A 17,268-nucleotide genomic window follows, 5' to 3' on the forward strand; every position below is an offset into this window, starting at 1 on the left:
CCGACGCCGAGAGTACCGACGAACGCCTCGTCGATGTCCCCGGCCTCGAGTCCCTTCGGTACGCTGTCCGTCGCCGCGTCGAACGCCGTGCGGAACAGGGAGCGATAGCTCTCCGCGGGGAAAGCCCCGTAGTCCGACTGTCCTGCGCCGACGAGATAAGCATCCCGCATACCTGTCCCCTCAGTCATCGGGTGTAAAATAACTATATGCTTCGTATCGACCGGGCCACGACGGCTGCTGCATCGGTGATCCAGATTAATCGTGTCCGCGATTCGGTTACCGGATCCACGCTCGGATTCCATACTACTGCTACGAGAATTCAGGTCACAGCGACCTGCGACGGGGTTGTCGACTCCAGAGCGCGGCGCGCTCACCAGTTTCGACTGATTTTCGGGCCGACTTGCGGATCGTTCACCAGGTCGGTCGAGCGTCGACTGAGGAGCGCTGATATCAGTCGTTAGCAAAGCAGTTACACGACTGCTACAGGGCGGTTCGTCCCGAGGATCATATCCTGCGTGACGCTACCGAACACCGCTTTGCCGACGGGTGAGCGCTTACGGGTGGGGACGACGAGAACGTCCGCATCTACCGAATCGGCGTATTCGATAATCTCGTCGCTGGGATCACCGTGACAACGGACGACTTCGGTCTCGATTCCGGCGTCCTCAAGTTCGTCGCGTGCGACCATCACAGCCGTCGGGAGGTCGTCGGGATCATACAGTTCAGCCGATGTTACTCGGCTGCCCTCGTCGACGGCGGTAAACTCTTCGAAAACGTTGACTATCGTCACGGCGAGTTTGTCAGAATCGCCGACCGGCCCGTCGGCAGCGATGAGATCCATCACGTAGTCGACGGCGCGCATCGCTCGCTCTTCGTCCGTGTCGATCGGAACGACTACTTGATACATACTTACGACACGTGCCGACTGCTACTTAGTAGTACCTACTTCGTGGGTTACTGTCGTCGCAATCGTCCAATTTCAGGCTTGTCGTAAGCGCTTTGAGCAGTTTTGGTATCGTCGAAATCGAACGAATCAACACCCCGATCACGACGCTGTCGCTCGAGTGAGTGTGAAATCCGGGAACCGTCGTTGAACGTCGTGTTCGAGACGTTACTCGCTCATCCAGTTGCTGGCCTGTGGTTCGCGTGGATCCGTCGGTACTTCTAACAGGACGGGTTCGTCGGCATCGATTGCGGATGCAAGCGCCTCTTCGAGATCGGCTGGTGTCTCGGCGTGTTCGGCCCGCATGCCAAGGCTCGATGCGAGACTCGTGAAATCGATCGGCGCATTCGTCCACTCATACTCTCCGGCCGAGAGACCGTAGTTCTGGCCGGCGTCGTCGCTGATGATCGCGTAGTCCTCGTTGACGAAGACGACGACGGTCAGTGGCAGCCCCTCGGCGACGGCAGTATGAAGTTCGTGGACGCACATCATGAGTCCCCCGTCACCGGACAGGACGACGACATCGTCGTCCGGATTCGCGAGCTGCGCACCGATCCCCGACGGTAGGCCGGTCCCCATCGTTGCCCATGAGCCAGGGTTGACATAGGACCGCGGTCCCGTCGCTTCGAAGACGTTCAACCCCCAGACGCGGAAGCCGCCGGCGTCGACTGCGACGATTGCATCGTCCGGAATCGCGTCGCGAGCGGTCTCGAGCGCACTGACTGACGTGATCGGCGGCGACGAGACGCGCAGGTCTTCGAGCCGGCCACTGGTGGATTCCCGAACAGCGGACGCGCGGTCGATAGCGTCGTTGGTCTCAACCTCGCGGTCCGCGAATGCATCCTCGAGTGACGACAGCGCTGCAGCGGCGTCGGCGACGATACCGACGGTCGGCTCGTAGCCCGTCCCGAGATCGCCGGGCTCGAGCGTTACGTGGACAAGGGTCTCGGGGACGTCGACGTTCCACGCACGGGTGGTGACTGCGTCGAAGTCCGTCCCGACCGCGAGTGCCGCGTCAGCGGTCGCGAGCAGGTCGAGCAGTTCGGGCGACGCGCTCCCGGAGAGGCTTCCAGCGACGTATCCGTTGTCCCCGTCGGGGAGGACACCTTTACCCTTGTACGTGGTGACCACGGGCGCACCGAGTCGGTCGGCCACACAGCGAAGTTCGTCGCTTGCGTTCGCGGCACGGACGCCCCCACCAGCGACGATCACTGGGGCATCGGCCGTGATCAGCAAATCGGCGGCTGCCTCGATATCACGGTCTGCGACGTCCGACACCGATTTTCGGCTGTACTCGGCCGGCGTTGCGAGCGGAACGTCCATTTTCAGGAAGTTCTTCGGAATCCCGATCCGGACTGGACCCTTTGGCTGGGTTTCCGCGGTCGCAATCGCCTCCTCGAGGACGGCGATCGTGCTTTCGGGGTGTTCGACCAGCAGGTTCTCCTTGACGACGTTGTCGTAGGTGTTCGGTGGTGTCTCGTGGATCCCGTCACCACCGCGAATTTCGGGATCGGTTTCGACGGCGATGTGAATTATCGGTGTACAGTCGTTGAGCGCGTTCTTCAACCCGTTCATCGCGTTCATGTCTCCGGGACCGGGAATGACGGCTGTGGCCGCGACTTTGCCGCTGGTTTCCGCGTATCCCCACGCCTCATGAGAGACGGCGGTCTCGTGACGGGCCACGACGAACCGAATGTCGTCCCGCGTTCCGATCGCTTCGTTCAGTGGCAGCGTCTGCTTACCTGGGATTCCGAACATCGTCTCGATCCCATTCGCTGTCAATCGCTCAATGACTGCTTGACTGACGTCCATACGTGGTCCTCGTAAACCAGGTACTTATCCTCTCCCCTCCGTTCGGTATCGGCCCCTGCGACGCTACGAACGGGCCGTTCGATCAGCTGACCGGTAGTACGAATTTCGAACTACGAAACAATCTCTCCCGTTCGTTTGGGCGGAGTCGTACCCCGGTCTCGAATAGTGATTCCAGCACCAGTGGCGATTCTTGCGACTCCAACCTCAACACCCTGCTTATTGCCCGCCGGCTCGTCACTGATCGAATCGACACAAATCCCTCAGATAACAGCCGTGTCAATGCCTTCTCGAAATTTGTTTCTCTATTCGAAACGAACTGTGTGTAACTCGATTTCACCGGATGATTCGTCGCAGTTTTCTCGGAATGCGTTACTCGACCAACTACCTGAATTACAGACATATGTTTGTAAAACATCCATCGATTTGTCCCGTCTGGAATCGGTTTGCGGCTGTACGCCGATCGCCGCCCGTACAACTTAACAACAGAATGGACGTTGTTAGTAGTTGCTTCTTCTCTATGGTAGTGACATCAAATAAGATAGAGTCTGTGTTAAATTTGTAACCATTATGTGATGGGAATGCCTGCTATCCGGTATCTCAGGCTTATTTTCAGCGTTCTCTTTTCGGAACCGCTACTGAGTTTCGGAATGTGAAACAGAACCATGGGTAACGTCATCTATGGGAATGGATCATACGACTTAATCCACCGGCTGAGACCGTCGTCGAATTCACGGGGATGGATCCCTGTTGAGACGGATCTGTCCGTAGACCGATCCTGACTTGAAAAACCGTGTCGCCGATTCGACTCGAGTACCGGAATCGCATTTCGTGTGATCAGATCACGTTCTCAGATTCGAGGGTCACGATCTCCTCCGGAGAATAGCCGAGATCACTGAGAATCTCCGCCGAGTGTTCGCCGAGATGCGGCGGCGCGCGCTCGTGAGTCGTCTCGAGCGAAGAGAAATTGACCGGGTTTGCGGGCGCTTTTACCGTTCCATGTTCGGGGTGGTCCATCTCGACGATCATATCGTGCGCGTCGATGTGGGGATCGTTCACTACTTCTTCGACGTCGTTGACGGGCGTACATGGGACGTCGTACTTCTGGAGGTGTTTGACCCACTCTTCGGTCGTCTTTTCGGCGAAGATTTCGTCAAGGCGACTGTCGAGTTCCCCTCGGTTCTCGGTTCGATCCGTGAACGTCGCGAACCGCTCGTCATCGATCCACTCTTCGCGATTGAGGGCACGACAGAGGTCAGGCCAGATCCCTTCGCTGATCACACCGACGACGATATGGGAATCGGCCGTTTCGATCGCTTGGTACGGTGAGAGGTTAGGATGTTTCGTTCCCATCCGCTGTGGGACCTCGCCGGAGGCGAAGTAGTTCGTCACGTGGTAAAGCAGCCACTGGAAACTCGTGTCGAACAGCGAGAGTTCGATGTGTTGTCCCTCGCCTGTTTGTTGACGGTGATACAGCGAGGTTAGGATAGCGTACGTCGCCGTCATCGCACCGGAGACGTCACAGATCGAGATGCCGACGCGGGCCGGTTGTTCTTCGGTGCCGGTGATGCTCATCATCCCGGCTTCGCCCTGTAGGATAATGTCGAACGATTTCTTCCCGCTGTAGGGACTGTTGGAACCGTAGCCGGACACGTCACAGTATATGAGTTCGTCGTTCAGGGCTGACAGGGTCTCGTAATCCGCACCGAACGCTTCGGCCTTGCCAGGACTGAAGTTCTGCATGAAGACATCGGCTTCCTCGATCAGGTCGTGAAGTACAGTCTGCCCCTCCTCGCTCGTCAAGTCGAGCGTAAGGCTTCGCTTGTTCCGATTCAGGCTCACGAAGTACGCTGACAGTCCCTCGTACTCGGGACTGTACGTCCGGGTGAGATCTCCGTGTCCTGGTCGCTCGATTTTTATTACGTCGGCTCCGAGGTCACCGAACGTCTGCGTTGCCATCGGACCGACGAGTGCCTGTGTTGCATCGATAACCGTCACGTCCTCTAGAGGCTGCATGGTTCGGTGATGGAGATTCCCTGATTTATACGTTCCGCTCACTGGAGGGTGTATCGTCGTCTTCGTTCGTGATGGTGGACCTCTGAGGTGATTCGCTGTTCAGAACTTATGATACCCCGGCATTCCCAAAGGTTTAATTAGGAAGAATACAGCGGATAGTGTGTATGACTCCCACCAGCAGACGGGACATTCTGAAGGTAGCGAGTGGTGTCGGTGCTGTGTCACTGGCCGGCTGTCTCGGCGGCAGCGGCAATTCAACGTCACTGAGCGTCGGTATCCCGAGTTCGACGACGACAACCGGCGCGGCAAGCAACTCTTTCCAGCGAGTCGTCAAAGAGCAGTCGGGTGACACTGAACCGGCTGGCGAAATCCGCTGGCAAAATCAAGAAACCGGCGGTGACCCGCCGAGCCTGCGCCAGTTCTCACAGGGGAACCTGCAGGCGCTGACTGCGGGCAACTTCATCGCCGCCTCGGCCAAGGAGGACCAGCCGCCGTTCGCGGAAAGGCCACTGAAGACGCTCCCCAACCAGCTGTTCTCCATCAGCTCGCTGCACATGCACGTGCTGTCCGTCAACGGCTCGGGCATCGAGACGATCGACGACCTCGTCGGGAGCGACTTTTGGGCGCTGCCACCGTCGTGGGGTCTTCGCCAGCAGGCCGAGGCCGTCTTCTCGAACGCCGGTCTCTGGAGCGAACTCCAGGACACCAACTCGATCGTCAACGCCGATACGGGCGACGTTGCCGGCCTCATCGAAGAGGGGAACATCGACGCGCTGATCGCGTACGGTGCCGGCTTCCAGAATCTCGCCGGCTGGGCGACCGAAGTCGACGCCCGCGCCGATCTCCAACTCGTCGAATTCTCCGACAACCTCGTCGAAGCCGCGAACGACACCCGCGGGACGAGCCACAGCGAACTCGATGTCTACGGCTGGGAAAAGCAGGACTTCCAGCAGGACCAGATGGACGTCTACGGTGCGGACTTCCAGTTCTGGCTCGGCAGTGACGTCTCTCGCGACATCGGCTACGAACTCGCGCGGATCAGCAACGAAAACACCGCGTCGATTCAGGAGGGCCAGCCGGCGTACCTCGATCACAGCGATCCTGAGTCAATGGCCTCGCTGTACCTTGAGGACATGCCGATCCACCCGGGTCCGTACGACTTCCTTGAGGAACAGGGCGTCGACATGAGTACCTACACGCGCGGCGGCGAATAGACGCCTATGAGCGAGACCCAGAACGAACCGCCCGTCTGGTCGCCGTTGGACCTCCGACGAGAGCACCTGCTGAATAACCTCGTCACGGTCGTCGCCTTGCTCTTTTGGGCGCGAGTCCTGCTATACGCACTCAACCAGCAGGTGCCACGGCCCAAATACGGTGTCGTATTCCTCGCTGGCGGTGTCTTGATCTACGTCCTCGACGAACTCAGGACTCTCGAGGGAGAGAACCGCCTCGAGCGTCTCGGGCTGTGGATCTGTGCACTCGTCGGCATTGCCGTGCCGGTTTACGTGTGGCTACACTACGATGTACTCGAGACACAGCGGATCGGCTACGCCCTGGGATACGAGTACGTCATCGGCGGCCTATTCGGGCTCGTCATCCTGTATTTGACGTACCGGTCGTTCGGAGCAGCCTTCGCTGGCGTCGTAATCGCGTCCGTCCTCTACGCCTACTTTGGGAACCTCCTCACCGGACTGTTGAGCCACGGCGGGATTGCCGCCGAACAGATAATCAACGTCCTGACGATGGAGTTCGACGGATTCTTCGGCTCGATCACGCAGGTCGTGGCGGTCAAAGTCGCGTTGTTCTTGCTCTACGCGGGATTGATGCGGGGCTACGGCGCGTTCGAACTCATCATGCGACTCTCCTTTCGGACGGTCAAGTATCTCCGGTCGGGCGTTGCCCAGTCGGCGGTAATCTCGAGCCTGATCGTTGGCTCGATTAACGGCGCACAGACGGCCAACGCAGCGATGACCGGCTCCTTTACGATCCCGCTGATGAAAGAGAGCGGCATGCGGTCCGACTCGGCGGGCGGCATCGAGGCCGTCGCCTCTTCGGGGGGACAGATCATGCCGCCGGTCATGGGTGCCGCCGCGTTCGTCATGGCCTCGCTCATTCCGAGCATCGGCTACGTCGATGTCCTCATTGCGGGAGTCATCCCGGCGCTCGTCTTCTATATCTCCGTGGCCATCGGCGTCCATTACATGGCGGTCAAACAACTCCCTGAGGGTGGCGTCGATATCGAGAGCCGGCTTGAAGACCTGAACGAGGGATACCATCCGATCGTCGAGGCGATTCGCTTCGGGGTCCCGTTCGTGGTCCTGCTGTACACGCTGGGGGTCGCCCAGTGGACGGTTATTAGTTCCGCGCTGTACACCTGTGCAGCGATGGTCCTGACCGGCAGCGGGCTCCCCATCCTGCTGAGTTTCGTCAACGACGATGTGGATCCAGTCGGGACGGTCCGTGACGCCGTGAATGATACCGTCTCCGGGTTCAAGTTCGGCGCCGTCGCCATCGCGCCAATCGCGATCATCATCGCGGCGGTCAACGGGATCGTCGACCTGTTGAACGCGACCGGCCTCCCCGGAAAGCTCTCGCTCGCGATCGTCGGGGTCGCAGGCGGACTCCTACTGTTTACAGCCCTGTTCTCGATGGTTGTCTGTCTCGTCCTCGGACTGGGAATGCCGACCGTCGCCGCGTACACGATCGTCGCCTTGTTGATCGCGCCGACGCTGACCGGCGAGTTCGCGCTGGATCCGGTCGCCGCGCACTTCTTCGTGTTCTACGCGGCCATCCTCTCGGGGATCACGCCACCGATCGCCATCTCGGTAGTGGTCACAGCCGGCATCGCCGGTTCGAGCTTCTGGCGAACCGCGCTCGAGGCACTGAAGCTCGGGATGCCGCTGTTCGTCCTCCCGTTCACGTTCATCTACAACCCCGAAATCGTGACGGAGGGGTTCGGCCTCATGACCGCTGCGTCCGGACTGATCGTTCTGTTCGGCGCGGTCGCGATCACCCATGGTCTCAACTGCGCACCTCGTCCCTTCGGCATCTCGTCACCGCTGAGTTACGGTGTGCGCGCAGTGTACGTCACGCTCGGTGTCGTCGCGATGGTGTGGCCTGCACTACTGCCCCGTGTTGGAGCGGTAGCGGCCACGATACTGTTCATCGCGTTGCAGACACAGATGGCGGGAACGACTAACATCGGCCACGTCGCCGAAAGCGACTAACCGACTTCGGCGCTGTTTTCTCCCGAACGTCATACCGTGTTCCTCCGTCCGATTCCCCGTCTCAAGCGTCGTTACTCCGCGGTTGTCGGGGGAGGGGGGAGGTACGACCGTCCGACAGCCCTAGCGCGGGCTGTCGATCGCATCGTCCGTGAGAGAAATTACGGATAGGGAGTTTCGCTCGAGTCGCCGGTCAGTCGAGATAGACGCCGTCGGGGTCGAGTTCCTCGTGGATCAATCGGAGTTCTTCGTCAGTCGGCTCCCGCGTGCGCTCGACGTCGTCAGCGAACTGGATTTCCCAGCCGGTGGCCGCCTGCACATCGTCTTCGGTGACGCCCGGATGGAGGCGTTCGACGATCATCTCACCGTCGGCATCGAATCCCATGATTGCCTTGTCGGTGATGACCGCGTCCGGCCCGCCTCGCAGTCCGAGATCGGCCCGCTCGGTCTCGGCATCGAGATACCCCGGGCTGGTGACGAAGTCGGCCTCCTCGGGGAACCGTCGCTCTTCGAGCGGCGAGATGATGATGGTCCGATGGGCGTTGCTGGCGATCTCGCAGGCCCCGCCGCTGCCGGGAAGTCGGACCGCCGGGTCGTCGTAGTCGCCGATCACAGTCGAGTTGATGTTGCCATACTTGTCGACTTGCGCGCCGCCGAGGAAGCCGACGTCGATCCGCCCACCCTGCAGGTAGTACGAAAAGCCGTTGAGCATCGATTCGATGCCGACTGCACCCGAAGCGAGTACCGGATCACCGACCGATAGAGGGAGCGAACTCGGGTTCGAGCCGATCGTCCCGGACTCATAGATCATCTCGAGGTTCGATGCGTGGTTGCGCTTCGCGAGGTTGCAGGCCAGATTCGGGACGCCGATCCCGACCAGAACCGAGTCGTCGTCCTCGAGTTGTTCGGCTGCCGCCGTCACCATGAGTTCAGTGTCCGTATACTCCATCAGTAGTCACCCATATCGATCGCCGTCGCATACTTCGAGTCGACTTCGAGGTCCAAAAGTCGCTCCGCGCCGAGTTTCTCCACGTATTCTCGTCTGTCGGCGACACCGTAGACCCATTCGTCGAGCCATGCCTGCGTGTCCTCGTGATCCTTCGAGACTTCCTCCCACTCGAGGTAGGCCGCGTTGTCTCGGTCGTAATAGCCTTGCGCGTACGACGGGTGTGCACCGTAGGGAACTTCGACGACATGATCGACCGCGTCGGCGGTAAACAGCGTCCGATTGGGATCACTTCGGATCGTTTCGGTCGAACACAGCTCCTCGACGCAGCAAATAACTGTCTCGGCCGCGAGCGCCGCTTCTTTCTGCTCGCCCGGGATCCCCCAGAGGTGAGCATTGCCGTCCTCGTCGCTGCGCTGTGCGGAGACGATCGCCACGTCGGGTTTGATTGGCGGTACTACCGGAATTTCGTCGTCACCGTACGGGCTCGAGACGGTTCGAATCGCGTCGCTCTGATCGACGAGATCCGAACCAGCGAACGTCCGAACTGGCATGAACGGCAGGTCCGCCGCGCCGGCGTGCAATGCCGCGACCATCCCGTAGTGGGTGTATTCCTCGGTCTCGATCGGGTTCGGGACGCCGTCCTCGATCGCCCGGCGGAACGCCCGAAGGCTCCCGACACCGGGGTTGCCGGCCCACGAGAACGTCACCTTCGAGACACAGCCCGAAGCAATTAGTTGATCGTATACCAGATCAGGGGTCGCACGGATGAGTTCGAGATCATCGTAGCCAGTACGGATGATCTCGTGACCCGCTGCGAAGGGGATCAAATGTGTGAACCCTGCAAGGTACAGACTATCACCGTCGTCAACAACGTCGCTAATCGTGGACGCCATCGTCGTCACGCTTGACATCGGATCTCTCGGAATTTACAGCAGACATTCGTATAAGCCCACCCCTTTTCCGTTATCTTGCCCGTCCTCCCGATCGATAATTCGGATCAGTCGACGGTTGTGTGGAATAACGAAACGAAACCACCGCGCGGTTTCTATGCGTGAACCTTTTTACGAATTGATTCCTACGTAGGATAGCATGTCTCGAGACGAAGCCGAAAACGGCGATTCCAGACCGCGATCACCGACGATCAAGAGCGTCGAAACCTCGCTCGAAATCGTCGACGAGTTACAGGCTCGAGACGGAGCCAGAGTCTCGGAACTGGCCGAGGCGATCGGAAAATCGAAAGGGACGATTCACAAACACCTTATTACACTTCTGAAACACGATTACGTCGTCAAATCCGGCGGCGAGTACCGGATCGGTCTCCGATTCCTTGATATCGGTGGCTACGCACTCCACCAAATTGAAGGACGACAGTATATCGAGCCGAAAATCCGTGAGTTAGCAGACCTCACCGGTGAAACCGTCCAGTTCTCCGTTGAACAGCGGGGGAGATGCGTTATTCTCGGTCGAAAGGCGGGCCAGAAGGGCGTATTCAGTCGCGCTCGTGTCGGAAAGCGGTTCTACATGCACCAAGTGGCCGGCGGCAAGGCGATCTTGGCGAACTTACCCGACGAACACGTCCGCGAAATCGTCTCCCGCCACGGATTACCGGCCGCGACCGACGCGACTATTACTAATGAGACAGTGCTGTTCGAGGAACTCGAGACGGTCCGCGAGCGGGGGTACGCGTTCAATATCGACGAAAGTACACGAGGGCTCCACGCGGTCGGCGTTCCCCTTATGGGACCCGATGGAGAGATATTCGGTGCGTTCGCCGTCGCCGGCCCGAGTCACCGGATGCGTGGTGAACAGTTTAAAGACGAAATTCCGAACACGGTTCGAAGTGTTGTCAATGAACTCGAGTTGAATCTCGCACACTCATAAGAAGACCGAACTTCGACGACGAGAAACAAATTCAGTCGGCCGACCCGATCAAGAGGTGCATCGACACTCCATAGACGTGGCATCCGTTCGTTCTGCCGATTTTCCGCTCGGTCCGCGCTGTATCGCTGACAGAGCGGCCCGTGACATTCTCCGCCGTTCCGGCTTTCGTTGCACCGTCCAGTGATAGTCGCTTCTAAAGTCGTTCCAGTGGCGACTCGAGTCGACTTCTCACGAGAGTTCCGGTATTGTCTGGAGACCGGCATCGATCCGACGCCGGCGAACGAGCTGTCGACGCTCCGGCTCAGCGTCCCGGTGACCGAAACGAGCAACGACACCTATGGGGAGGTGTCCGCCGCCGGCGACACCGTCACCGACTCGCCGACGGATATCCTGACCGCCGTCGAAGGGGCACTCGAAGCACACGATCCGGACGTCCTGGTCTGCTCAACGAGCGAGATCGTCCAAATCCTCCACGAGATGGCGACGGACGCCGACGTCGGCGACTTCTCGTTGAGTCGGTGGCCGGATGTGGATTACCAACAGCTGGCGAGTCGGTCGACGTACTCGAGCTACGGTCGCGTTGGCCACTCGCCGGTGCGGTACAACGTGCCCGGGCGGGCGATCATCGACGAGTCGAACACGTTCTTCTACGGGGAGACGAACTGCTGACGGCGAAACAGCGGCTGGAAGCCGGCGGCTGGCGCGTCGTCCACGGGATCGTCGTCTCCATCTGGGAGACCCCGGACCCCGACATCGACGACGATGACCGCGAGGACCTCGAGACGCTCGCGATGGAGATCACGGAAGACGTTGAGATTTGGCTCGAACACGAAGCCCACTACGATTGGGTGGCGTTCGTGCCCCAACGAGAGAGCGACGCCGGCGCGTTGACAAAGTACTTCGGGAAGGTCGCCGGGTCGTGTTTAGTTTGTAGCATTGTGCCAGACAGCGAAGGCCTGAAGCCAGGATTCTGCTGTTGACGGTTGTGCGTGACTAAAGCAGTTTGAAAACGAAGAAGTTCGACGTTTTATCTCTTAGAAGACATGTTCAGCAGCGTTCCGATTTCCATGCTTTTCGTATCGAAATCGGAGCCCGGATCGACGGAGTGCAGTTTGGAGATGTTTTGTTCCATCAACGAGAAACACGGCATCGTCGAGATCATGTTTCTCGGTGAATTCCTGCAGGAACCGTTCTGTCAACGCGGTCGTAGTCGTTGAGTACAGCCGAGTATGGAGAATTTTGTTCGTCTCTGGATCAACAGCAGTGTACAGCCAATATTGATGTTCGTCAAGTTGAATCACCGTCCCGTCAAGCACGATGTGATTCGAATTCTCGTCACCAGCTGGCTGTAGATCGCACTTGTGGACCCAATCATGAACTGCCTTTCGACTACGTTTGACACCAAAAAATCTCTAATTCTCGAACTGTATTCGAAAGCGATAGTCCCGCAAGGTGGAGTCGAATACCAAGTTCCATCAACTGGCGCGGTGTCCGCTCTCGTTCCACAAAATTCAAATCGATCCAGTCGCTACACCCGCTGAGGCGGTCGATTTTTGGCATAGGCACCACAAAATCCTGCCGCCTCACTTTTCACGCTTAACGAAACAGTGCCGCCTACCCTTTCACCAAATTCATATCGCACACGGGGTATCTATCAGATCAGTTTCGGACAGATCGGGATACCTTCCCACCGACTGTGGCAGGGCTCACAGAGCGAGACCAAATTTGAGGGGTCATGCGCTGCTTCGATCTCATCCTGGTTGAATTCCGTGAATGGCCGGATATGGTGAACTTGAGGTGTAATCGAAGTTTTTCTTCGCTTCGTCCACATCCTTGGCAGGTCCAATTATCTCGCTCCTAGACCTGTTCGCGTCGTTTTTTCCACAGTGGTCTATAGTTCGGTGTCGACTCCCAGTCATAGGGAACAGTTTCCTGCTGCCACTCCTACTTGCATTCTTAATTACAGAAGTGCCGATCCGCTGATTCGATTTCGTACTGGATTCGTTTGATGATCTCTCCACAGTACGTACATTCTGTCTGAGGCTGATTTTCTACCTGCCACCGTCCCCTATTGCTACAGAAGGTGTTTGCCTGATCGTCGTCGAGCCTCCTTTTGTATCGTTTGAAGTTCGTTCCACAGTAGTCGCATTGAGGTCAATCCTGTTGTCCTCTTCTTCAGACCGCCAACTCATGTAACAAGTCTTATCATAGAAATGGTGTTCTGCACGCTCCACTACCGACGGCGGTCTTGAGACTGTCTCACCACAGAAATCACACTCGACTTCAACGGGCATGGCTCGGCCTTTCGCCGACCATCAGCAACCGTCATCACTGATGAATGCCCGAAGTTATTGGTTCGGGTTGACCGGCTCTTTATATTTTGACTTCACTGATTTGCCGTCCCGCCATTGCCAGTAGTAGTAGCGGTTGTCGTTGATTTCTTTGATCGTGATCGTCGCTTTGGCAGGGACATCGTCCGGAAGATCGTCTGGTCGATCTTCGACCTCTTCTTGATCTGCCGACTCCTCGAGACGGGCCTCTCGTTCCTTGTGCTCGGCTAGCGCTTCAGCGTAAGAAGCAACGTCTCGGATCTGCTTCGGGTCCGACTCGTTGAGCGTGTTGACAATCTCCGTCGGGAGAGTCGCCGGTGGGGTCGGGGGTTCGTAGGACATCGGCTGCTCTCGTGTTAACCAACACGACCCTCGACTCCATAGTTTTGTTGGTTAAGTCAGTGGAAACGGTTCCCGCGCCTGCTGGCTGTAACACTACTCGAAACTTCTTTATATAGTAGTTTCGTACTATGTTACACCGTGCTCCGGCGCATCGAACTCGAGGTCCTCGCCACGGTCGACCGCGGCGACACGATCTCCGAGCTCGCGACGAGGCTCGACCACAGCGAGAGCTACCTCTCTCGTGCCGTCGGCGACATCGTCGAGAAGGGGCTCGTCTACACGGAACGCGACGGGCGGCGAAAACGAGTCGTCCCGTCGGATGCTCGCGCCGTCGAACTCTATCGGGACCTCGTCCGCCAGCACTCCCACATCGAGTTCCCCGAGCTGCTGACCGGGAAGGCACTCGAGGTGCTGTACTACCTCGACCAGCCGCGAACCGTCTCCGAGATCGCCGACCGGAGCGACAACTACCGTAACACGGTCAACCGCGTCCTCAAGCGGTTTCGCGACCGTGGGCTCGTCGGGACGGCCGACGGCCGCTATGACTTCAACGCCGATTTCGACCGCCTCCACAAGTTCGCCCGGGAACTCGCACACCATCTACATCGCCAACGCCTCGAAGCCGTTGCCCCGAAGGGCACGATTCTCTGGGAGGACTACGACGAATTCCTCGCCCAGACCGAGACGGAAATCGACGCGGAGGCGTTCCACGAAACAGGCCTTGCTCGATTCACGGCCTTCGACCTCCAGTTTCTGCTCACCGGCCACCGCTACTACGTCTACTCCGAGGACCTCGACGCAGTCTCGTCGGCGGAGCTCTGCTGTCACATGCTGCTGATCGACGACGGCAGCCGCCACCGCTCGTACTGTCTCCTTCTACTCAGCCACGTCGACATCGACGAGGCGGACCTCCGAGAGCAGGCGGCGAAGTATGGCCTCGAAGACGAAATCGACGCCTTGCTCCGCTACCTCGAGACGCACGGCGAGGTCGACGACGACCGGCTCCCGGAGTGGGACGAGTTCCAAGAGCTGGCGGCTGACTACGAGGTGCCACTACCACCATGAGACCAACATTCGGACGTGAGTACATCGAGAACGAATTCCAGCGAATCGGTGATGGCCTCTCAGCCCCGTTCACGGTCTACCTGATCGGTGGTGGCGCGATGTCGCTGCGCGACCTCAAGGGGGCGACGAAAGATATCGACCTGGTCGTCTCAGATGGCGACGCGTACGGCCAGCTGTGGGCCGTCCTGATGGACCTCGGGTATGCGGAGGTTCAATCGCTGGATCCAAATTATCGGGCACTGGGGGCGACGAGCTGCGTCGAAAACGACGATGGGTGTCGCCTCGACATCTTCAACCAGCAGGTCGCGAACAAGCTCGTCCTCACCGACGGTATGCAAGAGCGCAGCGAGCCGTTCCTCAACACGGATCGACTGACGGTCCGGCTGGTCAGCAACGAGGACATCTTCCTGTTCAAGGCGATCGCAGGCCGCGACGACGACATCGAGGACATGAATATGCTCGTGCAGGCCGGTCTCGATTACGACGTCGTTCGGGATGAACTCGAAGCCCAGATCGAACGCTTGGGGGACGATCAGTTCGCCACGTTCGCGAACGAGGCTCTAGTTGAACTCGAGGAGCGGTACGGGGTGACCACGCCGATCGAGGGCCGCGTCCAGGAGCTCACGAATAGGTACTACCGGGGGCTCGAAGTCCTCCAAGCATTCGACGAGCCGATGACCGTCGACGAACTGGCCGCCGAACTGGAGCTGGATACCGACGAGGTTCACGACCGGATCGCGTATCTCTCAACGTTTGTCCGGGTCCGTCGAGATGGCGACACAGTCCGTCTCGTGGAGTAGCTCAATCGCTACCCTACGGGGAAGGAAGGCGGCCGTCTGGTCGGGGAACGCGGCCACGCTTGATTTCGTAATCGACGCGACGCAGGTGCTTGCAGCCGCCCTCGGGTGAGCGCTGCTGCCAGTCCGGACAGGTGCACGATTTGTCGACGATGTCGACTTCGTACCTGTTGCCAGACGCGGACTGTACCTCGTAGCGGCCACCTTTCGAAAGGAGCGAGACATCCATGGCTTCACCGACGGCACGCTTCGTGCGGGGCTCGAGATCGTCCCGTGATTCTGCGTTCTCGTCGACGACCAGTCAGTCCCGAACGTCGCCCGTTCGGCCACCGTCGGGAGCGACGGCTTCCGCAGGGCCACTAAGCCGCTCGTGGAGCACGTCCTCTACCGGATGGCCTTCCGACCACAGGTAGTGGACCTCGCGGCGCTCGCGATGGTCGTAGGAGCCGCACGCTGCTGCGCTCCCAGTCCAGACACGCTAGGCCCCGAGCGCGGCCATCACGTCGACGATGACGCGGGGCACCGTCCGGGAAGAACAACCGGAAGCGTGTACACGCTTCTTGCGGCGGGACGGTCTCCCACCAATTTTCGCTGGAACCCCAGCTATCGAACATCGCCTCGTCGCTCCCGTAGCCGACGGTCACGCCGTCGCTCGGCGTCCAGTCTGCCGGGAGGTGTTCCGCCTCGCCTTCGAGCACCCGGAGAACGGCGTATCGGAGGTACTTGTGGGCTTGGTTGTCTGTCGTTCGAGCGATCTGGTCGTGCTGCTCGGCAACGTGCTCGGCTTCCTCGAGGACCGTCGTGAGATAGGGTTCAGTCATGGTTCGCGGAGGTCAGAATGCGCCTCCGGCCCTCCGCGAGCGCAGAAAAGCTTAACCAACAGAGCGGACGGAATCCATCACTCTGTTGGTTAACTGAGTGAGAACGAGGATTCGCTCTCGAGAACGTCGATGAGTTCTTCTGCTGTACGACTAATCCGTCCGAGGCGCTCGCGAACGACTTCGGGATCTTCCGACTCCCACGCAGCGAGGTAGAACGCTGACCCGCTAGTGTCGAGCCCGCAGTACCGCCCGACGACGTACGCGACAGCTTCGGCCTCGACTTCGCGTTTCGACCGCTCGGTGTCGTCGTCGACGTCGAAGTGGAGCAGTGCGTGCGCGTACTCGTGGATCAGCGTCCGCGCAAGGTCGGCCTCGTTCTCCCGATCACGCACCTCGACGAGCGGCTGGATGTCGACGAGGCTCAACTGCTCGCAGATGCCCTTCGCGTCGCCGTGGGTCCAGTCTTCGTCGGGAACGATCCGCACCGTCACGCCGAGGTCGTCAGCGGCGACAGTCAACTGTTCGACGAGATCGCCGGCGTCCCCGGTCGCTTCCGTGTCTAGGTCGGGAAGCGGCTCGCCTTCGGTCTGGGAGACGTCGAACACCGGCGCGGGTTTGAACCCGACGAGTCCCTCTGACCACTCCTCGGGCGGCGTCTCGTCGTAGTCACAGTCACTGTCCTCGTGGTAGCTCGGCGAGTTCTCGCACTCCGGGCACTGCTTGGTGATGATCGGCGCCCAGATCCAGATGGCCGACTCGCCCTCCGTGACGTGCCGGTCGAACTCCTCCTGCCACGTCCGGTAGCCCGCCACCCGACTCGCCTCGGGACACTGCCGCTTGATGAGGAGCGTGTTCCGGTAGGAGTAGTCGTGGAAGCGACTCTGGACGTCGAACCACTCTTGGAACTCCGCGCTGGCCTGCGCGTCGTCGACGCCGGCGACGAGGTCGTCGATCCACTGTTCGATAGTGCTGTTCATCTCGTCCGATCGCGTGTCGGTCTCCTCGAAGGAGACCGACGAGTCTCTGGTCGTGGACATCGTGTTCACCGAATCGAGTTCACGGCGACTGCGTCTGTTCAGACCGCGCCGCAC

At 59.3% G+C, this 17,268-nt stretch carries 13 protein-coding genes and 4 pseudogenes; 6 read left to right on the forward strand and 11 right to left on the reverse strand.

Translation table 11 applies throughout. The features are described 5' to 3' along the window. The 4 genes and pseudogenes from C486_RS22905 to C486_RS01950 form a co-directional block, all read right to left on the reverse strand. Positions 1 to 170: pseudogene (locus C486_RS22905) on the reverse strand (3-ketoacyl-CoA thiolase); the annotation flags it as partial. A gap of 299 nt (positions 171 to 469) precedes the next feature. After that, a complete protein-coding gene (locus C486_RS01940) occupies positions 470 to 907 on the reverse strand; it encodes a universal stress protein (RefSeq protein WP_008452442.1) in 438 nt (145 codons plus the stop codon). A 204-nt stretch (positions 908 to 1,111) separates the two neighbouring features. After that, on the reverse strand, positions 1,112 to 2,755 hold the full coding sequence (locus C486_RS01945) for a thiamine pyrophosphate-binding protein (protein ID WP_008452444.1): 1,644 nt from the start codon (positions 2,753 to 2,755) through the stop codon (positions 1,112 to 1,114). A gap of 834 nt (positions 2,756 to 3,589) precedes the next feature. Continuing rightward, positions 3,590 to 4,768 carry a CaiB/BaiF CoA transferase family protein gene (locus C486_RS01950; RefSeq protein WP_008452445.1) on the reverse strand — a complete coding sequence of 393 codons (1,179 nt, stop codon included), beginning with the start codon at positions 4,766 to 4,768 and terminating at the stop codon, positions 3,590 to 3,592. A gap of 164 nt (positions 4,769 to 4,932) precedes the next feature. On the opposite strand from C486_RS01950, the gene C486_RS01955 reads away from it, so the two are divergent. Next, positions 4,933 to 5,982 carry a TAXI family TRAP transporter solute-binding subunit gene (locus C486_RS01955; protein ID WP_241432453.1) on the forward strand — a complete coding sequence of 350 codons (1,050 nt, stop codon included), beginning with the start codon at positions 4,933 to 4,935 and terminating at the stop codon, positions 5,980 to 5,982. A 6-nt stretch (positions 5,983 to 5,988) separates the two neighbouring features. Further along, positions 5,989 to 7,995 (forward strand): TRAP transporter permease, encoded by a 2,007-nt coding sequence (locus C486_RS01960; RefSeq protein WP_008452450.1) that lies wholly within the window; start codon positions 5,989 to 5,991, stop codon positions 7,993 to 7,995. Between the two features lie 190 nt (positions 7,996 to 8,185). Here the strand turns inward: C486_RS01960 and C486_RS01965 are convergent, their stop codons facing one another. Beyond that, positions 8,186 to 8,941: a 3-oxoadipate--succinyl-CoA transferase subunit B gene (locus C486_RS01965; protein WP_008452453.1), complete on the reverse strand. Its 756-nt coding sequence runs from the start codon at positions 8,939 to 8,941 to the stop codon at positions 8,186 to 8,188. Beyond that, positions 8,941 to 9,852, reverse strand: a complete 912-nt coding sequence (locus tag C486_RS01970) for a CoA transferase subunit A (protein WP_014864319.1) — start codon at positions 9,850 to 9,852, stop codon at positions 8,941 to 8,943. Before C486_RS01970 ends, C486_RS01965 begins: the two co-directional genes overlap by 1 nt. A 178-nt stretch (positions 9,853 to 10,030) precedes the next feature. On the opposite strand from C486_RS01970, the gene C486_RS01975 reads away from it, so the two are divergent. Continuing rightward, a complete protein-coding gene (locus C486_RS01975; RefSeq protein ID WP_008452456.1) occupies positions 10,031 to 10,822 on the forward strand; it encodes an IclR family transcriptional regulator in 792 nt (263 codons plus the stop codon). A gap of 219 nt (positions 10,823 to 11,041) precedes the next feature. Beyond that, a pseudogene (locus C486_RS22730) lies at positions 11,042 to 11,733 on the forward strand (hypothetical protein); the annotation flags it as partial. A gap of 12 nt (positions 11,734 to 11,745) precedes the next feature. On the opposite strand, the pseudogene C486_RS19810 reads toward C486_RS22730, so the two are convergent. The 3 genes and pseudogenes from C486_RS19810 to C486_RS01990 form a co-directional block, all read right to left on the reverse strand. Next, positions 11,746 to 12,382: pseudogene (locus C486_RS19810) on the reverse strand (IS6 family transposase). Between the two features lie 94 nt (positions 12,383 to 12,476). Then, entirely contained in the window at positions 12,477 to 12,653 is a 177-nt protein-coding gene (locus tag C486_RS22735; protein WP_206536962.1) for an HNH endonuclease, read from the reverse strand. A gap of 517 nt (positions 12,654 to 13,170) precedes the next feature. After that, positions 13,171 to 13,494, reverse strand: a complete 324-nt coding sequence (locus tag C486_RS01990; protein ID WP_008452466.1) for a hypothetical protein — start codon at positions 13,492 to 13,494, stop codon at positions 13,171 to 13,173. A gap of 138 nt (positions 13,495 to 13,632) precedes the next feature. On the opposite strand from C486_RS01990, the gene C486_RS01995 reads away from it, so the two are divergent. Both C486_RS01995 and C486_RS02000 read left to right on the forward strand, forming a co-directional pair. Next, entirely contained in the window at positions 13,633 to 14,559 is a 927-nt protein-coding gene (locus C486_RS01995) for a helix-turn-helix transcriptional regulator (RefSeq protein ID WP_008452467.1), read from the forward strand. Continuing rightward, a complete protein-coding gene (locus tag C486_RS02000; RefSeq protein WP_008452468.1) occupies positions 14,556 to 15,359 on the forward strand; it encodes a DUF6036 family nucleotidyltransferase in 804 nt (267 codons plus the stop codon). The genes C486_RS01995 and C486_RS02000 overlap by 4 nt, the downstream gene beginning before the upstream one ends. Before the next feature lie 13 nt (positions 15,360 to 15,372). On the opposite strand, the pseudogene C486_RS19820 reads toward C486_RS02000, so the two are convergent. Both C486_RS19820 and C486_RS02005 read right to left on the reverse strand, forming a co-directional pair. Then, positions 15,373 to 16,177 (reverse strand): annotated as a pseudogene (locus tag C486_RS19820) (hypothetical protein). A gap of 89 nt (positions 16,178 to 16,266) precedes the next feature. Then, a complete protein-coding gene (locus C486_RS02005; RefSeq protein WP_008452470.1) occupies positions 16,267 to 17,214 on the reverse strand; it encodes an ArdC-like ssDNA-binding domain-containing protein in 948 nt (315 codons plus the stop codon). Positions 17,215 to 17,268: the final 54 nt, after the last annotated feature.

Source organism: Natrinema gari JCM 14663, from assembly GCF_000337175.1.
In the GTDB taxonomy this organism is placed as follows: domain Archaea; phylum Halobacteriota; class Halobacteria; order Halobacteriales; family Natrialbaceae; genus Natrinema; species Natrinema gari.

Excerpts from the sequence above, each read along its gene's own strand:
- C486_RS01955 (WP_241432453.1), top strand. The coding sequence starts at position 4,933 with ATGACTCCCACCAGCAGACGGGACATTCTGAAGGTAGCGAGTGGTGTC.
- C486_RS01975 (WP_008452456.1), top strand. The coding sequence starts at position 10,031 with ATGTCTCGAGACGAAGCCGAAAACGGCGATTCCAGACCGCGATCACCG.
- C486_RS01965 (WP_008452453.1), bottom strand. The coding sequence starts at position 8,941 with ATGGAGTATACGGACACTGAACTCATGGTGACGGCGGCAGCCGAACAA.
- C486_RS02000 (WP_008452468.1), top strand. The coding sequence starts at position 14,556 with ATGAGACCAACATTCGGACGTGAGTACATCGAGAACGAATTCCAGCGA.
- C486_RS01945 (WP_008452444.1), bottom strand. The coding sequence starts at position 2,755 with ATGGACGTCAGTCAAGCAGTCATTGAGCGATTGACAGCGAATGGGATC.
- C486_RS22735 (WP_206536962.1), bottom strand. The coding sequence starts at position 12,653 with ATGTGGACGAAGCGAAGAAAAACTTCGATTACACCTCAAGTTCACCAT.
- C486_RS02005 (WP_008452470.1), bottom strand. The coding sequence starts at position 17,214 with ATGTCCACGACCAGAGACTCGTCGGTCTCCTTCGAGGAGACCGACACG.
- C486_RS01960 (WP_008452450.1), top strand. The coding sequence starts at position 5,989 with ATGAGCGAGACCCAGAACGAACCGCCCGTCTGGTCGCCGTTGGACCTC.
- C486_RS01970 (WP_014864319.1), bottom strand. The coding sequence starts at position 9,852 with ATGTCAAGCGTGACGACGATGGCGTCCACGATTAGCGACGTTGTTGAC.
- C486_RS01990 (WP_008452466.1), bottom strand. The coding sequence starts at position 13,494 with ATGTCCTACGAACCCCCGACCCCACCGGCGACTCTCCCGACGGAGATT.
- C486_RS01950 (WP_008452445.1), bottom strand. The coding sequence starts at position 4,768 with ATGCAGCCTCTAGAGGACGTGACGGTTATCGATGCAACACAGGCACTC.
- C486_RS01940 (WP_008452442.1), bottom strand. The coding sequence starts at position 907 with ATGTATCAAGTAGTCGTTCCGATCGACACGGACGAAGAGCGAGCGATG.